Here is a 21,655-nt window from a genome sequence, read left to right as displayed (position 1 = left end):
CATTGACCGGACCGGTCCCGCCGCCGTAAAGCGCCATCCATGGCGAAAAAACCCGGCTCCAATCCCAAAGGCGAATTCGCCTTCTTCAACGTGACCTACGAGGACGGCTCGCAGCGCTCCAACCGGCGCGTCCCGGCCGAGCTGCTCGGCGGCCTCGACGGCGACGAGCCCGCGCGCGGCTTCATCATGGAGCAGGACCGCGAGATCGCCGAAAAATCCGGCCGCCCGCCACTTCAGATCAAGTCGCTCGAGCGCGTTGGGGCGAAGAAGAAGTAGGCCGGCCGAGCTGCCGTAGGGTGGGCAAAGCGACCGCCGCCAGGCGGCCGCGTGCCCACGATCAACTGCGTACCACGAACGACCTCATCATGGGTTACGCGTCATGGCCGGGCCTGTCCCGGCCATCCGCGTCGTTGACGTCGCAATGACGTGGATGGGCGGGCCTTCGCCGCGACGAAGCGGCTTCGGCCGCGCAGGCGGGACAAGCCCGCGCACGACGCGGAGATATCTCGACCCACATCCGACCGTCACGCCGCCTCTCGCTCCGGCTCGACGGCGGCCGACCTTACCGCCCTGCCCTGCTCCATCGCCCTCGGCCGGTTGATCAGGCTGACCAGCGTGTAGCTGATGATCAGCAGCAGAAACCACGAGCCGAGCTTGGCCGGCGACACCATGGTCCAGCCATGCGCCTGCTGCGGATAGAGCCAGATCCGGGTGAAGGTGCCGACGTTCTCCGACAGCCAGATGAACAGCGACACCAGGACGAGCCCGAGCAGCAGCGGCATCGACCGGTGCACGCGCCAGACCTTGAAGTGGACCGTGGCCGGCGCGAACAGTAGAGCGGCGCAGCCGAACAGCACGAGCCTTAGATCGATCCCATAATGGTCGGTGAAGAAGTTGAGGTAGATGGCCGCGCTCAAGCCGATCAGCCAACGCCGTGACGGGTGGCCCGTGAAGCGGAAATCGAACAGCCGCCAGACCCGGCAGAGATAGCTGCCGATGCAGGAATACATGAAGCCCGAGAACAGCGGCACGCCGCCGAGCCGGATCAGGCTCGGCTCGGGATAGATCCACGAGCCGGTCGCGGTTTTGAACAGCTCCATGGCGGTGCCGACGAGGTGATAGATCAGGATGATCTTCGCCTCCTCGGCTGTCTCCAGACGGGCGGCGAGCAATGCGGCCTGGACGGCGAGCATGCAGAGGAAGAGGAAATCGTAGCGCGCGAGCGGCGCGTTCGCCGGATAGAACCGCCACGTCAGCAGCATCAGCGCCACCGCGATGCCGCCGAACAGGCAGGCGTAAGCCTGCTTCACGCCGAAGCGGAGGAATTCGTAGGGGCCTCCAGTACAGGGCGTCGCAGCCGCCCGCGCGGCAAGTCGCGCCTCGGCGGCAATGAAGGGACGCAGTGGCGCCCAGATCGCGGCAGAGCTGGCGGGCGCGTGGAAAGCAGATGATGAGACTTCGTCGTGCTGCATGGAAGGCCGGATCGGTGAGGACACCGATGACTAGCAGCCGCGTGTCATGCCGCGTCAGCGTAAAGTTCCGTCTCTTCCCGCCGCAGCGCGGACACGTGCGGACGTGCGAAGGCTGACTTTTCTGCAGCGACAATCCAACGCACGGCTCCGCGGCGACGATGAAAGTGGCTCAGCCCCGGTGCCGTAGGGTGGGCAAAGCGACGCCGATAGACGGCGCGTGCCCACCATCAAGTGCGGCGCCCGTGATCGGTGGGCACGGCGCACGCAGCGACGGCGCAAGTCGACACAGCAAGCCTCGCCTTTGCCCACCCTACTATTGCTACACATGATATGGTTCGCAGAGGTTGTTCGCGGTGCATGATCCCAACGATGGGCGAGAACATCTATATACGAGTGCGCTGGCTTCACGACTTTCAGGATGAGCCAGTTGACTTGTGGAGCGAGCTCGATCGGGAGCGCTTTGAAACGCGCAAGCTCGAAATATTTCGTGATGGCACGGTGGGATTCGCAAGCGCCACCGAAGCAACCGACGGCACGCGACTCGGCTCGATCCCCGTTCCTCCGCTGGACGAAATCGCGAGAGATCCCGAGTTTGTACCCGAAGAGATTTCTCAGGAGGCTTTCGAGCGTCGTTGGAATGCACGGCATTCGCGCAAGTAACTCCAAACATGGCCGCGCATTTCACAACCCCGCCTGCTTTCGCTCGTCCGGGCGCAAATGAAAACAGCGGACCGATCGGCCCGCCGTTGATGTCTCGATGGATTGCCGGGTCAAGCCCGGCAATGACGACAAAGATCGAACGTCAATCAGTTGTCCAAGAAGCTCCGCAGCTTCCGCGACCGTGACGGATGCTTCAGCTTGCGCAGCGCCTTCGCTTCGATCTGACGAATGCGCTCTCTGGTCACCGAGAACTGCTGGCCGACTTCTTCCAGCGTGTGGTCGGTGTTCATGCCGATGCCGAAGCGCATGCGCAGCACACGCTCTTCGCGCGGGGTGAGCGAGGCGAGCACGCGGGTCGTCGTCTCGCGCAGGTTGGACTGGATGGCGGCGTCGATCGGCAGGATCGCGTTCTTGTCCTCGATGAAATCGCCGAGATGAGAGTCCTCCTCGTCACCCACGGGGGTTTCGAGCGAGAGCGGCTCCTTCGCGATCTTGAGGACCTTGCGCACCTTCTCCAAGGGCATGCCGAGCTTCTCGGCGAGCTCCTCCGGGGTCGGCTCGCGGCCGATCTCGTTCAGCATCTGGCGCGAGGTGCGGACGATCTTGTTGATCGTCTCGATCATGTGCACGGGGATGCGGATGGTGCGGGCCTGGTCGGCGATCGAGCGGGTGATCGCCTGCCGGATCCACCAGGTGGCGTAGGTCGAGAACTTGTAGCCGCGGCGGTACTCGAACTTGTCGACCGCCTTCATCAGGCCGATATTGCCTTCCTGGATCAGGTCGAGGAACTGCAGGCCGCGGTTGGTGTACTTCTTGGCGATCGAGATCACGAGACGGAGGTTGGCTTCCACCATCTCCTTCTTGGCCTGACGGGCCTCACGCTCGCCCTTCTGCACCGAGTGCACGATCTTGCGGAACTCGCCGATCTCCAGACCGGTGAGCGCGGCCATGGCCTGCACCTCCTGGCGCAGGTCCTTGATGCGGTCCTTCTCGTAATGGACGAAGTTCTTCCAGCCCTTTGCGGAGAGCTTGGAGACGCGGTTGAGCCAGCGCGGGTCGAGCTCCGAACCCTGGTAGTTGCGCAGGAAGTCCTCGCGCGCGACGCCGTGGGAGTCGGCCAAGCGCATCAGCCGGCTCTCGAACGAGACCAGCTTCTTGTTGATGTCGTAGAGCTGCTCGACCAGGGAGTCGATGCGGGCCTGGTTGAGGCGCAGCGACTTCACCTCGACGATGATCTCGTCCTTGAGCTTCTTGTACTTGCGCTCCTGCGAGGGCGACAGCGACTCGCTCTGCAGCTGGTTGGCGATGTCCTGCTCCTGCAGGCGTCGCAGCTTCTTGTACTCGGACGCGATCTTGTCGAAGGTCTCGACCACCTTCGGCTTCAGCTCGGCCTCGATGGCGGCGAGCGACATCTGGTTCTCGAACTCGTCGTCGTCCATGTCGGCTTCGGCCGCCGCCTCGCCGGGATCCTTCTCCTCGGCGGGCGCGCCGTTCGGCGCGGCGCGGAACGGCGTCGGCTGCTGCGGGGCGGCCGGCGGCGCGACCGCGGCCTGGACCTCGCCGCCCTCGGCCGCAGCGCCCTCGCCATTCACCGGCGCGGCGATCTGCGGATTCATGCCGCCCTTGGCCTCAGGGCCGGCATAGGTGGCTTCGAGATCGATGATGTCGCGAAGGAAGATCTTGCCTTCGTTGAGCTCGTCGCGCCAGATGATGATGGCCTGGAACGTCAGCGGGCTTTCGCAGAGGCCCGCGATCATCGCCTCGCGGCCGGCCTCGATGCGCTTGGCGATGGCGATTTCACCCTCGCGCGACAGCAGCTCGACGGTGCCCATCTCGCGCAGATACATGCGCACGGGATCGTCGGTGCGCTCGCCGGGCTCGGACTTCTTGACCTCGGTGACGGCCTTCTGGGTGATCTCGACAAGCTCGTTGTCGGTCTCGTCCTCGCCGTCGTCCTTCTCGTCGGACTCGTCGGCCTCCTCGGCCTCGGTCACGTTGATGCCCATGTCGGAGAGCATCGACATGATGTCTTCGATCTGTTCCGGCGAGGTGGTGTCGGAAGGCAGGACCTCGTTGAGCTGATCAAAGGTCACGAAGCCGCGCTTCTTGGCCTGCTTGATCATCTTCTTGACGGCGGCGTCCGACAGGTCGAGCAACGGCGACGGCGCATCGGCGGCGTCCTTCTCGGGAGCGTCCGCGGCCTTGTCGTCCTTTTCCTTGTCCTTCACCTGCAGCGTCTTTGCCTTCGTGGCCATTCATTGCTCCCGAAACGCGCCCGCTCCGCCCGTGGCATCGTAGCCCTTGGCATCGCGGCGCCCGCCTGCTCTACTCAAACTGTTCTCGACGCGGAAAGGGCGGCGCACTTTTAACGTCGCCACCCCCTGAAGCCCGTCGCTCGTTTCGTCCTACGCTGGTGTCGTCCCGTTTTCGGACCGGCGCGCGTTTCTTGCAAAAGCGATACCGGTTTTGCAATCGAATCCGGCGCCCGACATGCAGGCGCGGTGTCCGACAGCGAAACCAACCCATCTGCCGCAGAAAATGCCCCGGACCTCTTAAACTTCGATTAACCCTGTTTTTGCAGCCAAACCATGGATTTGGCGAGTCTTTTCGCGCGGACCTGATACCGCGCGGGCGGATCGGGCCGAAATGTGCTCAACTGGCGACAGGGCGCCGGGCGTCCCATCTACACGTTGCGGTTGGTGCGTCCGGACAGTTCCCCGAAGCCTTCGATCAGCGCCTCGGTGCCGTCCATCTCGGCCATCCTGGCCTTCACGTCCCTCAACCAGCCCATGTTCGGCTCGCTCGGCTCCTCGCCCAGCGCCAGCTCGGCATCCTTCAATTCCCTAAGTAAGGAGTGCCATTGCCGATGCAAGGCAACCAGCTGATGCCAGGTCGCAAGAACGTCATCGCGCGCCGCGCCCGATTTGGTCGCCCACACCGCCGCCGTCGTGATCGCGCGCTCAACCCGTTGAAGAAGCTCGGAAAAGCCTGCCTTCTCCAGATCGGCCCGCATCTTCTCGGCCTGCTCGTCCGGATCCGGCGAATGGTGATGGTCGTGGGCGAAGGCGGCGATGATGGCGGCGCGGAGCTTGTGCGCCTCGGGATGGGCCAGTTCCAGCGCGGCGACCTCCTCCAGGTGGTCGTGCAGGAGCCAGGGGTGGTTGATCAGGCACTGCAGGATCAGGGCCTCCCGGCGCGAGATCGCCGAGCGCTGGCCGCGCATGATCGGGCTCATGGCGAGCTGCGGGCTGGCCGCCTGGTAGGGGCCGCGGGCCATGGCCTGGCCTGTGGATGGCGGTCCGCCGCGGCGACCGCCTCCTGTGGATAACCGCCCAGGCTGTCCGGAACCGGGACTGCGGGGAGCAAAACGCCGTCCTGATTCGGCACCGAAGCCGCGGCCAAACCCCCGGCCGCCGTCCGGGGCGAACGCCCGGTACAGCCGGTCGCCGAGATCCTGCTTGTAGTAGCGCCGTACCACCTCGTCGGCGATGCCGCCGGTGAGCTGGCCGATCCGCGCCTCCAGCGCGGCACGGCGCTCCGGGGTGTTGAAGCTGCCGCCCTCGATCTCGCGCGACCAGATCACCTCGGCGAGGGGTTTTGCGATTTTGAGCACCTCCTCGACCGCGCCGCGACCGCCGGAGCGGACGAGGTCGTCGGGATCCTGTCCCTCGGGCAAGAGCGCGAAGCGCAGGCTCTTGCCAGGCTTGAGATGCGGCAAAGCAAGGTCTGCGGCCCGATAGGCCGCCTTTTGGCCGGCGCGGTCGCCATCGAAACACAGGATCGGCTCGTCGACCATCTTCCAGATCAGCGAAAGTTGGCTCTCGGTCAGCGCGGTGCCGAGCGGCGCCACGGCGCCGGCAAAGCCGGCCGCGACCAGCGCAATGACGTCGACATAGCCCTCGACCACGATCATCGGCGCGCCGTTATGGGCGGCCTGACGGGCGCTGGCGAGATTGTAGAGGTTGTCGCCCTTGTGGAAGAGCGGCGTCTCCGGCGAGTTCAGGTATTTCGCCGGCACGTCCTTCTGCAGCGCGCGACCGCCGAAGGCGATGACGCGTCCGCGGAGATCGGTGATCGGGAACATCACGCGGTCGCGGAAGCGGTCATACGGCACGGGAATGTCGTCGCCGCCGACCAGCAATCCCGCCTCGACCATGTCGGCGACCGGCACGCCCTGGGCGCCGAGATATTCCTTCAGCGCAAACCGCTCCTGCGAAGCATAGCCGAGGCGAAACTGGAGCTGCGTCTGCGGCAGGATCGCGCGATCGGCAAGATAGCCGCGGGCGCGCGCGCCATGACGGGACGCCAGCGTGTCAGAAAAGAACTTCGCCGCCAGCTCCATCACGTCGTACAGCGTCTTGCGCTGCCGCTCCTGGCGCGCCGCGTCGGGCGTGACCGCGGGCAGCGCCAGGCCGGCGATTCCCGCGAGCCGCTCCACGGCTTCGGGGAAGCTGCAGCCCTCGGTCTCCATCACGAAGTCGAAGATGTTGCCGTGCTTGCCGGACGAGAAGTCGTGATAAAAACCCTTCTGGTCGTTGACGTAGAAGGACGGCGTCTTCTCCTGCTGGAACGGCGACAGCCCCTTCCACTCGCGCCCGGCCTTCTTGAGCTTCACGCGCTTGCCGACGACGTCCGAGACCGGAAGCCGGGCGCGCAGCTCATCGAGAAATTCCGGCGTGAAGCGGGCCATGAGCGGGCTGGTGGTCCTGTGGTGGTGGCCTAGGCATATAGGCACCCGTGTACGAAATGTGAACTTCCTCCGGCTTGTCCGGGCTATTCACAGGCACGGCCCTCTCCTCTCGTCATTCCGGGGCGCCCGCAGGGCGAGCCCGGAATCCATAACCACGACCAGTCGTGAGGCGGGACGGCCGCGCCACTGCGTGTCCTCGCACCGTTTGTGGTTATGGATTCCGGGCCCATCGCTGCGCGATGTCCCGGAATGACGGCGCGGAGAGACTTAGGGCGCCAAAAACCGTCCCGAGGCGATGCGGGCGACCTCGTCCACGGGCCAGTTGTACACGTAGGTCCAGGCCTCGCGGGCCGCGCCGTCGGCCAGCGTCACTGCGAGGCACCGGCGCAGATATTCGGTGGGCGCGGCGAAGCCCTCGCCGCAGGCCTCGTACATGTCGAACTCGCGCAGCATCGGCTCGGGCTGGCGCAGCCGGAACAGTTCGCCATGGACGAGATCGGCCGCGTCATCGGACAGGACCAGGCCGGGATAATGCTGGATGCGGTACAACCGGCCACGGCAGCTTGCCTCGGCGACAAAATCGGCATTGGCCGACAACAGCCGCGCCATCGGATGGTCGAAGCCGCGCATCAGCGTGCCGTAGACGAACAGGAGATCGGTGGTCATGGCCCGTCTATAGCGGCGATCGCCGATGATGCGAAGCGGCGGCCGGCCGCGCCTTTCTCTGCTCAGGCGGCCGCGATCTCATCGCTGACGACGTGGAATTTGGTCAGGGTCATCAGGCCGAACGAGGTCGACAGCGCGACGTCGGCGGCGTCCCGTCCGGTCGCCATCAGGATGCGACCGATGCGCGGCACGTTGTGGCGGGCATCGAACGTGTACCACCGGCCCGAGAGATAGACCTCGAACCAGCCCGAGAAATCCATCGGGACAGGGTCCGGCGGCACGCCGATGTCGCCGAGATAACCGGTGCAATAGCGAGCCGGAATGCCCGTGCAGCGGCAGAAGGTCAGCGCGAGGTGGGCGAAGTCGCGGCAGACGCCGGCGCGCTGCTGATAGACGTCGTGCGCCGACTTCATGGCGTGGGCGTGCTCATAGCCGAACGTGACGTGGCTGTGCACGAAGTCGCAGATCGCCTGCACGCGCGCCCATCCCGCCGGCGCGCTGCCGAACAACGACCAGGCGACCTCGGCCAGCTTGTCGGTCTCGCAATAGCGGCTCGGCATCAGATACAGCAGAAGCTCATCGGGCAGCTGCTCGATCGACAGTTGCTGGGCGCCGGGATCGATCGCGTCCGGCCGCCCGCTGTCGCGGACGATGGCGCTGCCGTGGAAGGTGACCCCGCCGGCCGGCGCCACCAGCCGTCCACAGAGATTGCCGAAGCTGTCGTTGTAGAATTTGATCGGCACCTTGGGCTCGGTCGTGATCGTCTCGGTGCCGACGATGTCGGGAAAGCGCGACGGATGGATCGACAGCATGATCACCATCGGCGTTGCCGCCGGAGCCGCATAGGCGATCTCAAATCCAACCTTGATCAGCATGAAGGCTCCTTCGCCCCGTTCGAGCGGCACGATGCGCCAGCCTCATCCAGCCCGGACCGTAGGCCCATTGCGAACTTCTGTCTTGTGAATGATCGCCAGAATCAGCATCGTTTGGGCGACCATCATGATGTCCGCCGGCCCAATCCTCATCCGTCTGCCCAATCCGAGATCGGTCTGCCGCTTCATGAAGCAACGGGAGGCAGCATGACCGTGTCCGGCACGAGCAACACTCATCGACTCCTCCAGCCAGACGAAGTTCCACCCGTGCTCGAGCGCAACGCCGATGGGGCGTCGGCCTTGTTCTTCACGTGCGATCACTATGGCCGCCTGCTGCCGCGCGCACTCGGCGATCTCGGCCTGCCCGAAAGCGAACTGGAGCGGCACATCGCCTGGGACATCGGTATCGCCGGCGTCGCGGAGGCCGTATCGCGGGCGCTCGATGCGCATCTGATCGCGCAGCGCTATTCGCGGCTGGTGATCGACTGCAACCGCTCGCCGAAGGCGCCGAACGCGATTCCGATGATCAGCGAGCGCACCACGATCCCCGGCAATGAGGGTCTGACGCATGAGGACGCCGAGCTCCGGCGCCGCGCGATCTTCGATCCCTATCACGACCGCATCACCGAGGTGCTCGATGCGCGCAAGGCCGCGGGGCGGCCGACCATCCTCGTCTCGCTGCACAGCTTCACGCCGGTCTATGCGGGCATCGCGCGGCCCTGGCACATTGGCACGCTGTATCAGCACGACCGTGTGCTGCCGCCGCTGCTGTTGAGGGCGTTGCGGGCCGAGCCCGATCTCGTGGTGGGCGACAATCAGCCCTATGCGGTCGGCGACGGCACCGACTACACCATCCCCGTGCATGGCGAGGCGCGCGGGCTGATCAATTCCGGCATCGAGATTCGTCAGAACGAAATCGCCGAGCCCGAGGACCAGCAGCGCTGGGCCGAGCGGCTGATCCGCATTCTCGGCGAGATCGAGGTCGAGCTGCGCAGCAAGGGTCTCGCTTAGCCCGCTACTCCGTCATGTCGGAGGCGTCGTGATGGGCGAGCAGGCCCGCGAGCCGCCACAGCGCCGTGCGCAGATCGTCATGGCTCGGCAGGCCGAGCGCGAGCCGCACCGCGTTCGGTGAATGGCCGTGCGCCACCGCAAACGCGCTCGCCGGCGTGATCGCGATGCCGGCGCGCGCGGCCGCGGCGGTCAAGGCTTCGGCGCGCCAGCCCTCCGGCAGATGCAGCCAGACATGGTAGGAGCGCGGATCGGCCTCGATGTGATGGCCGGCGAGGCACTCGGCGACGATCGCCTGCCGCACCAGCGCGTCGGCCCGCTTGCGCCTGGTGATCTCGGCCGCCGTGCCGTCGGCGAGCAGCCCCATGCCGGCGGCCAGCGCCAGCGACGTCACCGACCAGGCCCCGGTGCGCACCGTGGCGGCGAATTTTTCGCGCATGCTTCCCGGCACGTAGAGAAAACCGACCGCAATCCCCGGCGCGAGCCGCTTGGCAAGGCTGTCGACCACGACGACACGCTCCTCGGCCTGCGTCGCCAGCGAGACCTGATCGCTGAGGAAGCCGTAGACGAGGTCCTCGATGATCATCAGCTCGTGCTTGCGCACCAGACGCACGATCTCCTCGCGCCTCGCCTCGCTCATCGTCAGGCCGAGCGGATTCTGCATCACCGGCTGGATGTAGATCGCGTTGAGCGCGCTCGCGCGGTGCGCCTTGGTCAGGGCATCCGGGCGGACGCCCTCGCCGTCCATCGCGAGCGGCACCAGGGTCACGCCCAGCCGCGCCGCGATGCCCTTGATCATCGGATAGGTGACGGCCTCGACGCCGAGCCGGCCACCGACCGGCACCAGCGCCGAGATCGCCGCAGCCAGCGACTGCCGACCACTGCCGGCGAAGACGAAGTTCTCCGCGCGCGGGCGCCAGCGCTCGCTGGCGAAGAAGGCCGCGGCGGTGCGCCCGGCCTCGGCCAGCCGCCGCTGCGTGATCGGCGCCAGCACCGGCGCCAGCTTCTCCGGCCGCTGCCATGCGGCAAGCGACTTCGCGATCAGGGCCGCCTGATCCGGCAGGGTCGGGAAATTGAACTCGAGATCGATGCGGCCATCGAACGGCTCCAGCCGCAGCGAGGGTGGTACCGGTACCGCCTCTCCCGCGACGAAGGTGCCGCGCCCGACCTCGCCCACGACCAGACCCCTGCGCAATAATTCGGCATAGACGCGCGCTGCCGTGGATGCGGCAATTCCCCGTTCATAGGCGAACTGACGCTGCGGCGGCAGCCGGTCGCCGGCCTTCAGCCTGCCGTTGGCGATGTCCTCGGCAATGTCGTCCACCAGGGCCGTATACGAAGCATTCATGCTATATTGCACCGAGAGCAATGTTTCGATTGCACCGAGATATGTACTGCGCGATTGCTCTTCGAACAACGCAATTGAAGAGCGATAGGTGACTCATGGCATATTCCCTGGCGCAGCGTTGGGCAACTCCGCAGGTTGCCCACGGAAAGAGCAATTTGCTCCAGGTCCCGCAACTCTGGCTGCGGCGCCTGTTCTGGCGGTCCGAACTGGCGATGCTCGATCGCGAGCAGATGCGCGACTGCGGCCTTGATCCCGTGGTCGTGCAGGAAGAGGCCAACAAGCCGTTCTGGCGCGACTGACGCCGACATCGAGGAGGGCACCGCAATGCTCGCGCTTCCGTTCCATCAAGTCGACGTGTTCTCCAAGGTCGCCTTCAAAGGCAACCCGCTCGCCGTGATCGCCGAGGCCGACGGCCTCGACGATGCAGCGATGCAGGCGATCGCCAACTGGACCAATCTGTCCGAGACGACCTTCCTGTCACGCGCTCAGAATCCGGGCGCTGATTATCGCGTGCGCATCTTCACCCCGCAGCGCGAACTGCCTTTTGCGGGCCATCCGACGCTCGGCTCATGCCACGTATGGCTCGCGCTCGGCGGCCGGCCAAAGGGCGAGCATGTGGTGCAGGAATGCGGCGCGGGCCTCGTGCGCATCAAGCGTGACGGAGATCGCCTCGCCTTCGCCGCCCCGCCCCTCCGCCGCTCCGGCGCCGTCGATGCCGAGCTGACGAGCAGGATCGCAGCAGCGCTCGGCATCCCAACGAGCACGATGCGCGCCGTGCAGTGGATCGACAACGGCCCGGGCTGGATCGGCGTGCTGATCGACTCGCGCCGCGCGCTGCTCGACATCCGCTACAATCCGGCGTCGCTGCCGCAACAGCCGATCGGCGTTGTTGCGCCATGGGATCGGGCGCAAGATGGCACAGATGCCGACTACGAGGTCCGCGGCTTCATGTGGGGCGGCGGCGAGGACCCGGTGACGGGCAGCCTCAATGCAAGTCTGGCGCAATGGCTGATCGGAGCCGGAATTGCTCCGAAGCAATATGTCGCCTCCCAGGGCACCGTGCTCGGTCGCGCCGGCCGCGTCCATGTCGCGCAGGACGGCGACACGATCTGGATCGGCGGCGACGTCGCGCCGGTGGTGAAGGGGACGATCAGCCTGTAGCGCGCGTCAGCAGACGGCGATGCGGCCGCGGGGCCGAACGCGTGCTCACCGTGCCCGGGTCAGCGCCAGCCACACGCCGCCGCCGATCATGAAGCCGCCGGAGATGCGCGACACCAGCCGCGTCCGCCTGGCCGAGAACAGTTTTCGCGCACGGCCCGCGAGCAGCGCATAGATCGCGTCGGTGAGACCCGCGATCACCATGAAAGTGACGCCGAGCAAACCGACCTGCGGCACGTGATCCCGGCTCATGTCCATGAACTGCGGCAGGAACGCGCCGAAGAACACCATCACCTTCGGGTTTGAGAGCAGCACCAGCAGCCCCTGCAGGAAAAAGCCGCCGCGCGGCGGCGGTGGCGGCGCCTCGCCCGCAGAGATCCCCTCGATCGGCGAGCGGATGAGCTGAATTCCGAGCCACACCAGATAGGCCGCACCGACCAGCCGCACCCATTCGAACCAATAGCCCATCGTGGCCATCAGCGACGTCAGGCCGACGGCGACGATGCCGATCGCGATCGCCAGCCCGGTCTGCACGCCGGCGATATTGATGAGCGCGGCGCGGGTCCCGTGGCGCAGACCGTTGGCGATCAGCAGCGTCACGACGGGACCCGGCAGCAGCGCCAGCCCGATACAGGCGGCGACGAAGGCGAGATAGACTTGCAGGGACATGAGGCGCCTCGATGCGAATGAGGCGCTCACTAATGCACGACATGTCTGCAGAGGAAAGCCCGCTTGTCCTCGCGCGATCCACAGCGCAGCGTTCTTGACACGCAACCATTTGGTTGCCTATTCTTTCTCACATGGATGATGTCTTCAAGGCGCTTGCGGACGGCTCACGACGCGCCCTGCTCGACAGGCTCCACGCGCGGAACGGGCAAACCCTGACCGAACTCTGCGACGGCCTCGCGATGACGCGACAGGCCGTGACCAAGCACCTTGCCATTCTGGAAGCGGCCAATCTGGTCGCGACGATCCGGCATGGCCGCGAGAAGCTGCACTATCTCAATCCGGTGCCGATCCATCACATCGGGGAGCGCTGGATCAGGAAATTCGAGCGCGGCAAGCTCGCCGCGCTCAGCGAGTTGAAGCGGCAATTGGAGGAGCGCGATGAGTAAGCCCGAATTCGTCTACGTCACGTATATCGCGACGACGCCCGAGAAATTGTGGGAAGCGCTGACATCAAACGAATTCGCAAAGCGCTACTGGTTCGGCACCGAACTGCATTCCGACTGGCGCGTCGGCTCGCCGTTCACGCTGGTGACCGACGGGATGGCGACGGATGTCGGCCAGATTCTGGAGTTCGATCCGCCACGCCGGCTCTCCTACACCTTCCAGCACGTCCTGAAAGACGAGTTTCGCAACGAGCAGCCGACCAAGGTCGTGTTCGCGATCGAACAGCACGGCAACTCCGTCAAGCTGACCCTGACGCATGAAGGCTTCGAAGGGGCACGGAGATTGCTCGATGCGGTTTCCAACGGCTGGCCCGCGATCATGTCCGGCCTAAAAAGTCTGCTTGAGACCGGAACGGCGCTGGTGATCCCGATGTCAGCGCTCGGCAAGGGAGTCTGAGCGATGGATCTTGCAAAGTTCAAGCCCGCCACCGTCTACACGATCTACATCGCCGCCAGCCCTGAGAAGGTGTGGCAGGCGCTGACCTCCGCCGAGTTCAGCCGGCAATATTTCTTCGGCTTCGCCGTGGAAGCCGAACTGAGGGCGGGCGGCGCCTTCATCGTGCGCGCGCCGGACGGCTCCGAACACATCAGCGGCCAGGTGATCGTCTGCGAGCCGCCGCACCGGCTGACCGTCACCTGGGACGTCAACTGGCCCGGCCTCGTCGAGGCACTGGGCCGCACGCTCGTGACCTATGAGATCGAACCGGCCGGCGACGCCGTCCGTCTCACGATGACTGAAGCGCATGAGCGGCCGCTCTCCGACGACATCCTGTCTGGCGGACGCCAGGGCTGGCCGGCCATCCTGTCGAGCCTCAAGAGCGTGCTCGAGACGGGCAAGCCGCTCGCGGTGAAGATGACGCCGCCGACGCGCATGCTGGCGGCCCTGAAGGCGATGGGGATTGCAGTACCTTAAACGACAAGGCCTGCTACGACACCGCGGCGATCTGTGGGATGCTGGCGAGGACGGCGCCGACCTGGACCGCATTGCTCAGCATGCCACCCCAATGTAACCAACGCAGCCGACGCAGGGCCGTCGCATCGCCAGAATCCCTGTCGCGGATACGCGCGTCCATCTGCCGCAGAAACCAGCGGCGCGAGAGCAGCGCGAACGCCGCGATCAGCCCAATGCCCAGCCCCAGAACGGGGCGGCCGTCGGCCAGCACGGCGAGCGCGCCGATGCCGCCAGCGATCGAAAGCGCCACGAAGTAGGAGTCGAACATGCCGCGCAGGAGCCGGGTGACCGGCACGATGTCGAGCCGCACCAGCAGAAAGGCCGGCGCGGCCAGCAGCAGATAGAACATCGGCAGCAACAAGACGATCGTGGCAAACAACGCGATGTTGTCCGGCATCATCCTCCTCCGACATTGGGGCCGGCCGGACCACCGGCGAGCCGCGTTTCGAAACGAGCCCGTTCGACGGCGTCCATGCGCCATCGAACCTACGTCGCGGCTCGCCCTTGCCTTATGCCGGAGCTACGATCCGGCGGTACAGATGCCAGGTCGCATGGCCCAGCACCGGCACAGTGACCAGCAGCCCGAGGAAGTACGGTAATGCCGAAATGATCAGCAGCACGGTGATGACGGCGGCCCAGCCGATCATCGGGCCGGGACTCGTCACGACCGCGCGCACGCTGGTGATCATCGCCGTCACGAAATCGACGTCGCGCTCCAGCAGCAGCGGAAACGACACGACCGTGAGCGAGAACAGCACCAGCGATAGAGCGGCGCCGTCGAGATTGCCGATCGCGAGGAAGAGCAGACCCTCGTTGGTCGTCAGCACCACGGTCATGAACTCCTTGATGCTGGAGAACGAGGCATTGAGCCCGAGCAGCAGCGCGATCAGGAGGCGCACCTGGTACATCCAGATGATGAAGAAAAATAGCGTCACGAACGCCATCCAGCCGATCTCGCCGCGCGAAGTGATCGTGCGCCAGATCCCGCCATAGGAAATCGGCTGGCCGAGTTCGCGGCGGCGGCTGACCTCGTAGAGACCGATCGCGACGAACGGGCCGATCAGCGCAAACCCTGCGGCCAGCGGATAGGCCAAGTAGACCATCCCGAAGGCGGTGACGCACAGCACGATGCTGATGCCGCCGAGTACATAGATCAGCCCGAAAGCAAGGCCGAACATGGGCTGAGCCTGAAAATCGCGGAGGCCTTGCGTCAAGGCTTCGGCAATATCGGCCGTGGTGATGCGGCGCACCACGGGATCGGATCGTCCCGAGACGGATGCGGTCATCGGCGGTCCCTCCTGAATGTTGTTGTTGCCGTGATGCTAACAGCGGGAGGGCGGGGATTTCAATTTCAACTTGTGGGCAGAGGGGCGGAGCGATCACATATGACGATGCAGTTTTGCACTCGTCTGTCGCCATCCGTCGTGCCGCGCGGGACTGCCAGCGAGGCGAGGGAGCCAGGCGCACCATTGGGCACCCACGAACGGGAGCCCCCTACCCCCGCGCCCGCAACTCCCGCCTCAGCACCTTGCCGGTCGCCGTCATCGGCAGGGTGTCGGTGAATTCAACGTGGCGCGGGTATTCGTGCGCGGCAAGCTTCACTTTGACGAAGTCCTGGATCTCTCGCGACAGCGTGTCATTTGCAACGAAGCCAGGGCGCAGCACGATCCACGCCTTGATGGCCTCCGTGCGCACCGGGTCGGGAATGCCGACGACGGCCGCCAGCGCGACTGCCGGATGCTTGAGCAGCGTGTCCTCGATCTCCGCCGGGCCGATGCGATAGCCGGCCGACGTGATGACATCGTCCTCGCGGCTCGCATACCAGAAATAGCCGTCGTCATCCTGGGTGCCGAGATCGCCTGTCAGCAGCACGTCGCCCGCGAACTTCTTCTGCGTCGCCTCCGGATTGCGCCAATATTCGATCATGGTGCAGGGATTGGGCTGGCGCACGCCGATGATGCCCCTCTCTCCGCGCGGCAGCTCCTCGCCCTTGTCGTTGACGATCAGCACCTCGAAGCCCGGCGTCGCCTTGCCCATCGAGCCCGGCCGGATCGGAAACAGCCTCGCATTGTTGCCGACGACGAGATTGCATTCGGTCTGGCCGTAGATCTCGTGCGCATCGATGCCGAAGGTCGCGCGCACCCAGTCGAGCAGCTCGGCGCCGAGCGACTCGCCGCCGGTGAGGATGCTGCGCAGCTTGACGCCCTCGTGCTTGACATTGGCCTGGCGCATCAACTTCAGCGCGGTCGGGGGCAGGAACACGTTGCGGACGGCGTAGTCCGCCATCAGTTGCATTGCGGCCTGCGGCTCGAATTTCCTGGCGCGATAACCGATCATCGGGATCGCGTGATACCATGCAGGAAACAGCGCATCGAACAGGCCGCCGATCCATGCCCAATCCGCCGGCGTCCACATGACGTCGCCGGGCTTCGGCAGGAAGCCGTGCACCATCTCGACATTGGGCAGGTGGCCGAGCAGTACGCGATGGGCGTGCAGCGCGCCCTTGGGATTTCCGGTCGTACCCGAGGTATAGATGATGATGGCAGGGTCGTCGCTCGACGTGGCGACGGTCGGGAATTGATCGGAGGCGCGCTCCAGCGTCGGCCAGAAGGCTTGGGCGCCGAGGCCGTCGCCGTCAGTGACATAGATCGTCTTGAGTTCCGGCAGGCGGTCGCGAATGCGCGCGAGCTTCGCAAGGCCCGTGGCGTCGGTGACGACGACCTTGGCGCCGGAGTTCTGCAGCCGGAATTGCAGCGCGTCCTCGCCGAACAGCGTGAACAGCGGCACCGAGACGAGACCGGCGCGGAACGCCGCCAGATGGACGATCGGCAGCTCCAGCGACTGCGACAGGAACACCGCGACGCGGTCGCCCTGCGCGAGACCATCGGCCTTCAATACGTTGGCGAAGCGGCAGGAGTAATCGCGCAGCTCATCGAATGAGACGCGCCGTGCGGCGCCGTCCTCTTCGACGACGATCAGCGCCAGGCGCCCCGAGCCGTCGGCGTGGCGATCGCAGGTCGCGACCGCGATGTTGAACTGCGCCGGGATGTCCCAGCGGAAGTCGCGAGTGAGCTGGTCGTAGTCGGACGTTTCCTTGAGCATTGTTCTCTCCGTCATGGCCAGGCGAAGACCCGCCTGCGGGGCCGAAGCCCCTTCGGCGCGGCGAAGGCCCGGCCATCCACGTCTTTCTTCTTGATGACAGTCTTAAAGACGTGGATGCCCGGGACAAGCCCGGGCATGACGATGTGGGGATGCATGGGCGCTTCGCGTCGCGCGGCCTAGCCCGACAGCGCCGCCTTCACCAGCGCGCTCGCCTTGGCGAAATCCATCTGCCCGGTGTACTTGGCCTTCAGCACGGCGATCACCTTGCCCATGTCCTTCATGCCGGCGGCGCCGGTCTCGGCGACTGCAGCGGAGATGGCGGTCTTCACCTCGTCGTCGCTCATCTGCTTCGGCAGATAGGCCGAGATGACCGCGATCTCCTCGCGCTCGCCGGCGGCGAGCTCAGCGCGGCCGCCCTTTTCATACAGCTCGACCGACTCCTGACGCTGCTTGATCATCTTCTGCAGCACCGCGAGCACGTCGGCGTCGGTCAAGGGCGGCTTGCCTTCGCCGCGCGCGGCGATGTCGGCGTTCTTCAAGGTCGAGTTCACCATGCGAAGGGTGGACAGCTTGCGCTCGTCCTTGGCCTTCATCGCCTCCTTGACCGCATTGTTGATGTCGTCGCGCAGCATGCTCTCGCCCTCTCAAAATCCATTGGCGCTGGTCTAGGCGGTTCGCCCACCCGAAACAACACGGTTCCGCATCCGTTCCGGTCGGATGCCTCGAAACTCCGGCCGAATTGACCGAAATCGCATGTGAATCGGCCGCTTCCCGCTTTGACGCCGCGCGCCTGGGGCACTATGTAGGGGCCTCATGACACACATCGATACTGACGCCGCCTGGCCGGACCATAAACCGACCGCGCTCCTCGTGCTCGCCGACGGCACGGTGCTGGAAGGCTACGGCCTCGGCGCCGAAGGCCACGCCGTGGGCGAGGTCTGCTTCAACACCGCCATGACCGGCTATGAGGAGATCCTGACGGATCCGTCCTATGCCGGCCAGCTCATCACCTTCACCTTCCCGCATATCGGCAATGTCGGCACCAACGACGAGGATATCGAGACGGTGAACATGGCGGCGACGCCGGGCGCACGCGGGGTGATCCTGCGCACCGCGATCACCGATCCGTCGAACTACCGCGCCACCCGCCATCTCGACCAGTGGCTGCGTGCGCGCGGAATCATCGGGCTGTCCGGCATCGACACCCGGGCGCTGACCGCGCTGATCCGCTCCAAGGGCATGCCGAACGCCGTGATCGCGCATGCCAAGGACGGCAATTTCGACCTCGACGCCCTGAAGAAGGAAGCGCGGGAATGGCCCGGCCTGGAGGGCATGGACCTCGTGCCGATGGTGACCTCCGCCCAGCGCTTCACCTGGGACGAGACCCCCTGGGTGTGGAACGAGGGCTTCGGCCGACAGGTCAATCCGGAGTTCAACGTCGTCGCGATCGACTACGGCATCAAGCGCAACATCCTGCGCCTGCTCGCCGGCGTCGGCTGCAAGGTGACGGTGGTGCCGGCGACGACGCCGGCCGAGGACATCCTGGCGATGAAGCCGGACGGCGTGTTCCTGTCGAACGGACCCGGCGATCCCGCGGCGACCGGTAAATATGCCGTGCCGGTCATTCAGCAGGTGATTTCGTCGGGCACACCGACCTTCGGCATCTGCCTCGGCCATCAGATGCTCGGGCTTGCGGTCGGCGCCAAGACCAAGAAGATGCACCAGGGCCATCACGGCGCCAACCATCCGGTCAAGGACGAGACCACTGGCAAGGTCGAGATCACCTCGATGAACCATGGCTTCGCGGTCGACCAGGACACGTTGCCATCGGGCGCGACGCAGACCCACATCTCGCTGTTCGACGGCTCGAATTGCGGCATCCAGCTCGAGGGCAAACCGGTGTTCTCGGTGCAGTACCACCCGGAAGCTTCGCCCGGCCCGCGCGACTCGCATTACCTCTTTCAGCGCTTCGCCGAGCTGATGCGCGAGAAGAAGCGCAGCGCAGCCTGAGGTCGGCAGCTTGACGACACTCGACATGCCCGGGCTGGTCCCGGGCATTTTTCTGTCCGCAATCTTGTGATCGCCGGCATCTGTTTTGCCCTCGATCTTTTCGCACCGCATTCATATGATGATCATCATATATTGTAGATCGACAATATGAGCGAGACGGATTCGCGCGCTGAATTCGGCGTGGTGCCCCTGGCGGTACTGGCCTCGATGCCCGGGCTCGATTTCGTGCGCGGCATCTTCGCCGGGACCTTGCCGCAGCCGCCGATCATGCAGACCGTCGCGCCGTTCGACTGCAGCGCCGAGCCCGGCCGGGTCGTCATGCACAGCGTGCCGGCCTTGCGGCACTACAATCCGATCTGCTCGGTGCATGGCGGCTACACCGCGATCCTGCTGGATTCCGCGATGGGGCTCGCCGTCCCACGATGTGCCCGCAGGGCAGCGGTTACACCACGCGGGAATTCAAGGTCTCCTTCATCAAGGCAATGACCGAGACCACCGGCATCGTGAGAACGGAGGGCAGGACGCTGTCGTTCGGACGCCGCGCCGCGACCGCCGAGGCACGCATCGCCGATTCGCAAGGGCGCCTGCTGGCGCACGCCACCACGACTTGCCCGGTGCTCGAGCTGCCCAAGGCGTGAGCCTGGAACGGCGGCCGCGCAGGCCGATTGATAGGGCGAGGCCCCATCCTTTGTTCCGAGGTCGCCATGCCTGCCGCCCCCTCGCCCCGCGTCAAGTCGATCGAACCGCTCAGCATCGTGTTCGCGGATGACGGCCTGGTGCCCAATAATCCGATGCCGTTCCTGGTCTACAAGGCCGTCATCGATCTGGGTGGCGCCGATCCGGCGGCCGACATCGAGCGCGTGTTCGCCGCCAATGGCTGGGGCGACATGTGGCGCAACGGCGTCTACGACTATCTGCACTATCACGCGACCGTGCATGAGGCGCTGGGTGTCGCCGGCGGAACGGCGCGGGTCCGCTTCGGCGGCGATCAGGGCCGGGAGCTGGAGCTCAGGCCGGGCGACGTCGCCATCCTGCCGGCCGGCACTGGACATCAATGCATCGCTGCCAGCAGCGATTTCTGCATCGTCGGCGCCTATCCGCCCGGACCGAAGATGCAGATCACGCGGCCGACGCCGGAGAACCACGCCCGCGCATCGAAAACCATTCCGGAGGTGCCGCTGCCCGCGACCGATCCTGTGCTCGGCGCGGGCGGCCCGCTCACGCGCCTGTGGCACCAGGCGCGCTGATCAGGCGCAATACAGCCGATACAGCGTCTGCAGGATCTCGCGGACCTCCCGGCTCGCCAGCCGATAGTAGATGGTCTGGCCATCGCGCCGGGTGGCGACGAGATCGAGCGCGCGCATCTTCGCGAGATGCTGAGACAGCGCCGCCTGTCGCAACCCGACCTGTTCGGCGAGATCGCCGACCGCGCGCTCGCCGTCGATGAGGTTGCAGAGCACCATGAGGCGCTTCGAATTCGCCATGGCAGCGAGCAGGCCCGCCGCCTCCTCCGCCTTGTCGTCGAGCGCCGCCACCATGGCCTCACGGGTTTTGCGCCTGGCCTGTGTTGTCATGATTGTTACTTCTTCATTTTCGTATATATGCAATAATGCACATGACAGCCGATTGCAACATGCCCCCGACGAGGGAATCAAGGACGATATGATCACGGAGTATACAGCGGTCACGGCGCTCGCAGGCGGCGCCCTCATCGGCGCTGCAGCCGTCATGCTGATGGGCCTGACCGGCCGTATTGCCGGCGTCAGCGGCATTGCCGCGCGGCTGTTGCCGCCCTGGGACGGTGCGCTCGCTGGCCGGCTCGCCTTCATAGGAGGGCTGGTCGCGGCCGCCCTTGCAGTCCGCATCGTCAGCGGGAGCCTGCCGCCGCTGAAGCTGGAGGTCGGTTCGATCGATATGGTTGCAGCCGGGCTGCTGGTCGGCTTCGGGGCGGTCTGGGGCAACGGCTGCACCTCGGGTCATGGCGTCTGCGGCATCGCCAGCCTGTCGCCGCGCTCGATCGTCGCCACGCTGGTGTTCATGGCCACCGCGGTCGTGACCACCTTCCTCGTTCGCCACGTGCTGTGAGGCACCATGATCATTTTCGTCCAGTTCACCGTCGGCCTCATCTTCGGACTCGGGCTGCTGCTCTCCGGCATGTCCAATCCAGAGAAGGTGCTCAACTTCCTCGATTTCGCGGCGATCCGCTTCGGCGGCTGGGATCCGAGCCTGATCCTCGTGATGGCTGGAGCGGTGGGGGTCAGCTTCGCCGGCTTCCGACTGGTTTTCCGGCGCCGGCGTCCCGTCCTCGGTGAGCAATTCCACCTGCCATCCTCGCAGACGCTGGATTGGCGGATCGCAACCGGCCCTGCGATCTTCGGCATCGGCTGGGGCCTCGCCGGCATCTGCCCGGGCCCGGCCTTCGTGGCGCTCGGCTACGGCTCGCCTGCCATCGTCCTGTTCGTCACGGCCATGATGATCGGAATGGCCGCAGCCCGCATGCTCGCGAGCCGCCGGCCCTCGCTCGCCGCAGTCGCTTCAGAATGAG

The 21,655-nt window shown here is 65.6% G+C and carries 24 protein-coding genes and 1 pseudogene; 13 read left to right on the top strand and 12 right to left on the bottom strand.

Annotated elements, in window-relative coordinates:
- Positions 1-39 precede the first annotated feature (39 nt).
- A complete protein-coding gene (locus ACQR13_RS29955) occupies positions 40-276 on the top strand; it encodes a hypothetical protein (protein ID WP_315716474.1) in 237 nt (78 codons plus the stop codon).
- 248 nt (positions 277-524) lie between these two features.
- On the opposite strand, the gene ACQR13_RS29950 is transcribed toward ACQR13_RS29955, so the two are convergent.
- A complete protein-coding gene (locus ACQR13_RS29950) occupies positions 525-1,472 on the bottom strand; it encodes a DUF817 domain-containing protein (RefSeq protein WP_434863496.1) in 948 nt (315 codons plus the stop codon).
- Between the two features lie 369 nt (positions 1,473-1,841).
- On the opposite strand from ACQR13_RS29950, the gene ACQR13_RS29945 reads away from it, so the two are divergent.
- Positions 1,842-2,132: a DUF6881 domain-containing protein gene (locus ACQR13_RS29945; protein ID WP_316175027.1), complete on the top strand. Its 291-nt coding sequence runs from the start codon at positions 1,842-1,844 to the stop codon at positions 2,130-2,132.
- Positions 2,133-2,278: 146 nt separating this feature from the next.
- On the opposite strand, the gene rpoD is transcribed toward ACQR13_RS29945, so the two are convergent.
- The 4 genes from rpoD to ACQR13_RS29925 all read right to left on the bottom strand — a co-directional run bounded on the left by rpoD (position 2,279) and on the right by ACQR13_RS29925 (position 8,363).
- Entirely contained in the window at positions 2,279-4,387 is a 2,109-nt protein-coding gene (gene rpoD / locus ACQR13_RS29940; RefSeq protein ID WP_315717492.1) for an RNA polymerase sigma factor RpoD, read from the bottom strand.
- A gap of 428 nt (positions 4,388-4,815) precedes the next feature.
- Positions 4,816-6,822 (bottom strand): DNA primase, encoded by a 2,007-nt coding sequence (gene dnaG / locus ACQR13_RS29935; RefSeq protein ID WP_316175028.1) that lies wholly within the window; start codon positions 6,820-6,822, stop codon positions 4,816-4,818.
- Positions 6,823-7,089: 267 nt separating this feature from the next.
- Positions 7,090-7,488 (bottom strand): gamma-glutamylcyclotransferase family protein, encoded by a 399-nt coding sequence (locus ACQR13_RS29930; RefSeq protein ID WP_316171528.1) that lies wholly within the window; start codon positions 7,486-7,488, stop codon positions 7,090-7,092.
- A 62-nt stretch (positions 7,489-7,550) separates the two neighbouring features.
- Complete coding sequence (locus ACQR13_RS29925) at positions 7,551-8,363, bottom strand: transglutaminase-like domain-containing protein (protein WP_316171526.1); 813 nt, start codon at positions 8,361-8,363, stop codon at positions 7,551-7,553.
- 204 nt (positions 8,364-8,567) lie between these two features.
- On the opposite strand from ACQR13_RS29925, the gene ACQR13_RS29920 reads away from it, so the two are divergent.
- Positions 8,568-9,371, top strand: coding sequence for an N-formylglutamate amidohydrolase (locus ACQR13_RS29920; RefSeq protein WP_315810603.1), 804 nt, complete (start codon positions 8,568-8,570; stop codon positions 9,369-9,371).
- Between the two features lie 4 nt (positions 9,372-9,375).
- Here the strand turns inward: ACQR13_RS29920 and ACQR13_RS29915 are convergent, their stop codons facing one another.
- The gene (locus ACQR13_RS29915) at positions 9,376-10,785 is read right to left on the bottom strand and encodes a PLP-dependent aminotransferase family protein (RefSeq protein WP_315754592.1); all 1,410 of its coding nucleotides are present in this window, start codon (positions 10,783-10,785) and stop codon (positions 9,376-9,378) included.
- A gap of 86 nt (positions 10,786-10,871) precedes the next feature.
- Between ACQR13_RS29915 and ACQR13_RS29910 the strand changes: the two genes are divergently transcribed.
- Both ACQR13_RS29910 and ACQR13_RS29905 read left to right on the top strand, forming a co-directional pair.
- Positions 10,872-11,015 (top strand): hypothetical protein, encoded by a 144-nt coding sequence (locus ACQR13_RS29910; RefSeq protein WP_315717499.1) that lies wholly within the window; start codon positions 10,872-10,874, stop codon positions 11,013-11,015.
- A 25-nt stretch (positions 11,016-11,040) separates the two neighbouring features.
- Entirely contained in the window at positions 11,041-11,877 is an 837-nt protein-coding gene (locus ACQR13_RS29905) for a PhzF family phenazine biosynthesis protein (RefSeq protein ID WP_316171522.1), read from the top strand.
- 45 nt (positions 11,878-11,922) lie between these two features.
- Here the strand turns inward: ACQR13_RS29905 and ACQR13_RS29900 are convergent, their stop codons facing one another.
- Positions 11,923-12,543: a LysE family translocator gene (locus tag ACQR13_RS29900; protein ID WP_316171520.1), complete on the bottom strand. Its 621-nt coding sequence runs from the start codon at positions 12,541-12,543 to the stop codon at positions 11,923-11,925.
- Positions 12,544-12,674: 131 nt separating this feature from the next.
- Here ACQR13_RS29900 and ACQR13_RS29895 point away from each other — a divergent pair, with 131 nt between their 5' ends.
- Genes ACQR13_RS29895 through ACQR13_RS29885 form a run of 3 tightly spaced genes read left to right on the top strand, consistent with a single transcriptional unit; the run spans position 12,675 to position 13,959 of the window.
- Positions 12,675-12,989: an ArsR/SmtB family transcription factor gene (locus tag ACQR13_RS29895; protein ID WP_315754598.1), complete on the top strand. Its 315-nt coding sequence runs from the start codon at positions 12,675-12,677 to the stop codon at positions 12,987-12,989.
- On the top strand, positions 12,982-13,443 hold the full coding sequence (locus ACQR13_RS29890; RefSeq protein ID WP_316171518.1) for an SRPBCC family protein: 462 nt from the start codon (positions 12,982-12,984) through the stop codon (positions 13,441-13,443). Before ACQR13_RS29895 ends, ACQR13_RS29890 begins: the two co-directional genes overlap by 8 nt.
- A 3-nt stretch (positions 13,444-13,446) precedes the next feature.
- Positions 13,447-13,959, top strand: a complete 513-nt coding sequence (locus tag ACQR13_RS29885) for an SRPBCC family protein (protein WP_315717504.1) — start codon at positions 13,447-13,449, stop codon at positions 13,957-13,959.
- Positions 13,960-13,972: 13 nt separating this feature from the next.
- Here the strand turns inward: ACQR13_RS29885 and ACQR13_RS29880 are convergent, their stop codons facing one another.
- The 4 genes from ACQR13_RS29880 to ACQR13_RS29865 all read right to left on the bottom strand — a co-directional run bounded on the left by ACQR13_RS29880 (position 13,973) and on the right by ACQR13_RS29865 (position 17,732).
- Positions 13,973-14,395, bottom strand: coding sequence for a hypothetical protein (locus tag ACQR13_RS29880; protein ID WP_315826724.1), 423 nt, complete (start codon positions 14,393-14,395; stop codon positions 13,973-13,975).
- A 112-nt stretch (positions 14,396-14,507) separates the two neighbouring features.
- Entirely contained in the window at positions 14,508-15,284 is a 777-nt protein-coding gene (locus ACQR13_RS29875; RefSeq protein ID WP_315717506.1) for a DUF2189 domain-containing protein, read from the bottom strand.
- Between the two features lie 208 nt (positions 15,285-15,492).
- A complete protein-coding gene (locus ACQR13_RS29870) occupies positions 15,493-17,100 on the bottom strand; it encodes an acyl-CoA synthetase (protein ID WP_315717507.1) in 1,608 nt (535 codons plus the stop codon).
- A gap of 176 nt (positions 17,101-17,276) precedes the next feature.
- Positions 17,277-17,732: a GatB/YqeY domain-containing protein gene (locus tag ACQR13_RS29865; protein ID WP_315717508.1), complete on the bottom strand. Its 456-nt coding sequence runs from the start codon at positions 17,730-17,732 to the stop codon at positions 17,277-17,279.
- A gap of 181 nt (positions 17,733-17,913) precedes the next feature.
- On the opposite strand from ACQR13_RS29865, the gene carA reads away from it, so the two are divergent.
- From carA to ACQR13_RS29850, 3 genes and pseudogenes are all read left to right on the top strand, one after another.
- A complete protein-coding gene (gene carA / locus ACQR13_RS29860; RefSeq protein WP_315754612.1) occupies positions 17,914-19,110 on the top strand; it encodes a glutamine-hydrolyzing carbamoyl-phosphate synthase small subunit in 1,197 nt (398 codons plus the stop codon).
- A 147-nt stretch (positions 19,111-19,257) separates the two neighbouring features.
- Positions 19,258-19,748, top strand: a pseudogene (locus ACQR13_RS29855) (PaaI family thioesterase).
- Positions 19,749-19,814: 66 nt separating this feature from the next.
- Positions 19,815-20,357: a cupin domain-containing protein gene (locus tag ACQR13_RS29850; protein ID WP_315826723.1), complete on the top strand. Its 543-nt coding sequence runs from the start codon at positions 19,815-19,817 to the stop codon at positions 20,355-20,357.
- Here ACQR13_RS29850 and ACQR13_RS29845 read toward each other — a convergent pair whose 3' ends face one another.
- Positions 20,358-20,684 (bottom strand): ArsR/SmtB family transcription factor, encoded by a 327-nt coding sequence (locus ACQR13_RS29845; RefSeq protein WP_315717511.1) that lies wholly within the window; start codon positions 20,682-20,684, stop codon positions 20,358-20,360.
- Between ACQR13_RS29845 and ACQR13_RS29840 the strand changes: the two genes are divergently transcribed.
- Complete coding sequence (locus ACQR13_RS29840; protein WP_316202646.1) at positions 20,572-21,195, top strand: YeeE/YedE family protein; 624 nt, start codon at positions 20,572-20,574, stop codon at positions 21,193-21,195. The genes ACQR13_RS29845 and ACQR13_RS29840 overlap by 113 nt on opposite strands.
- Positions 21,196-21,201: 6 nt before the next feature.
- Complete coding sequence (locus ACQR13_RS29835) at positions 21,202-21,654, top strand: DUF6691 family protein (RefSeq protein WP_315754617.1); 453 nt, start codon at positions 21,202-21,204, stop codon at positions 21,652-21,654.
- Position 21,655 lies beyond the last annotated feature (1 nt).

The organism is Bradyrhizobium sp. HKCCYLRH3059 (assembly GCF_051168035.1).
Taxonomy (GTDB): domain Bacteria; phylum Pseudomonadota; class Alphaproteobacteria; order Rhizobiales; family Xanthobacteraceae; genus Bradyrhizobium.
This window is presented reverse-complemented; position numbering and strand designations above follow the sequence as displayed.

Coding starts and splice junctions, on each gene's coding strand:
- ACQR13_RS29955 (WP_315716474.1), top strand. CDS start 40: ATGGCGAAAAAACCCGGCTCCAATCCCAAAGGCGAATTCGCCTTCTTC.
- ACQR13_RS29950 (WP_434863496.1), bottom strand. CDS start 1,472: ATGCAGCACGACGAAGTCTCATCATCTGCTTTCCACGCGCCCGCCAGC.
- ACQR13_RS29945 (WP_316175027.1), top strand. CDS start 1,842: ATGGGCGAGAACATCTATATACGAGTGCGCTGGCTTCACGACTTTCAG.
- rpoD (WP_315717492.1), bottom strand. CDS start 4,387: ATGGCCACGAAGGCAAAGACGCTGCAGGTGAAGGACAAGGAAAAGGAC.
- dnaG (WP_316175028.1), bottom strand. CDS start 6,822: ATGGCCCGCTTCACGCCGGAATTTCTCGATGAGCTGCGCGCCCGGCTT.
- ACQR13_RS29930 (WP_316171528.1), bottom strand. CDS start 7,488: ATGACCACCGATCTCCTGTTCGTCTACGGCACGCTGATGCGCGGCTTC.
- ACQR13_RS29925 (WP_316171526.1), bottom strand. CDS start 8,363: ATGCTGATCAAGGTTGGATTTGAGATCGCCTATGCGGCTCCGGCGGCA.
- ACQR13_RS29920 (WP_315810603.1), top strand. CDS start 8,568: ATGACCGTGTCCGGCACGAGCAACACTCATCGACTCCTCCAGCCAGAC.
- ACQR13_RS29905 (WP_316171522.1), top strand. CDS start 11,041: ATGCTCGCGCTTCCGTTCCATCAAGTCGACGTGTTCTCCAAGGTCGCC.
- ACQR13_RS29900 (WP_316171520.1), bottom strand. CDS start 12,543: ATGTCCCTGCAAGTCTATCTCGCCTTCGTCGCCGCCTGTATCGGGCTG.
- ACQR13_RS29895 (WP_315754598.1), top strand. CDS start 12,675: ATGGATGATGTCTTCAAGGCGCTTGCGGACGGCTCACGACGCGCCCTG.
- ACQR13_RS29890 (WP_316171518.1), top strand. CDS start 12,982: ATGAGTAAGCCCGAATTCGTCTACGTCACGTATATCGCGACGACGCCC.
- ACQR13_RS29885 (WP_315717504.1), top strand. CDS start 13,447: ATGGATCTTGCAAAGTTCAAGCCCGCCACCGTCTACACGATCTACATC.
- ACQR13_RS29880 (WP_315826724.1), bottom strand. CDS start 14,395: ATGCCGGACAACATCGCGTTGTTTGCCACGATCGTCTTGTTGCTGCCG.
- ACQR13_RS29875 (WP_315717506.1), bottom strand. CDS start 15,284: ATGACCGCATCCGTCTCGGGACGATCCGATCCCGTGGTGCGCCGCATC.
- ACQR13_RS29870 (WP_315717507.1), bottom strand. CDS start 17,100: ATGCTCAAGGAAACGTCCGACTACGACCAGCTCACTCGCGACTTCCGC.
- ACQR13_RS29865 (WP_315717508.1), bottom strand. CDS start 17,732: ATGCTGCGCGACGACATCAACAATGCGGTCAAGGAGGCGATGAAGGCC.
- carA (WP_315754612.1), top strand. CDS start 17,914: ATGACACACATCGATACTGACGCCGCCTGGCCGGACCATAAACCGACC.
- ACQR13_RS29850 (WP_315826723.1), top strand. CDS start 19,815: ATGCCTGCCGCCCCCTCGCCCCGCGTCAAGTCGATCGAACCGCTCAGC.
- ACQR13_RS29840 (WP_316202646.1), top strand. CDS start 20,572: ATGAGGCGCTTCGAATTCGCCATGGCAGCGAGCAGGCCCGCCGCCTCC.
- ACQR13_RS29845 (WP_315717511.1), bottom strand. CDS start 20,684: ATGACAACACAGGCCAGGCGCAAAACCCGTGAGGCCATGGTGGCGGCG.
- ACQR13_RS29835 (WP_315754617.1), top strand. CDS start 21,202: ATGATCATTTTCGTCCAGTTCACCGTCGGCCTCATCTTCGGACTCGGG.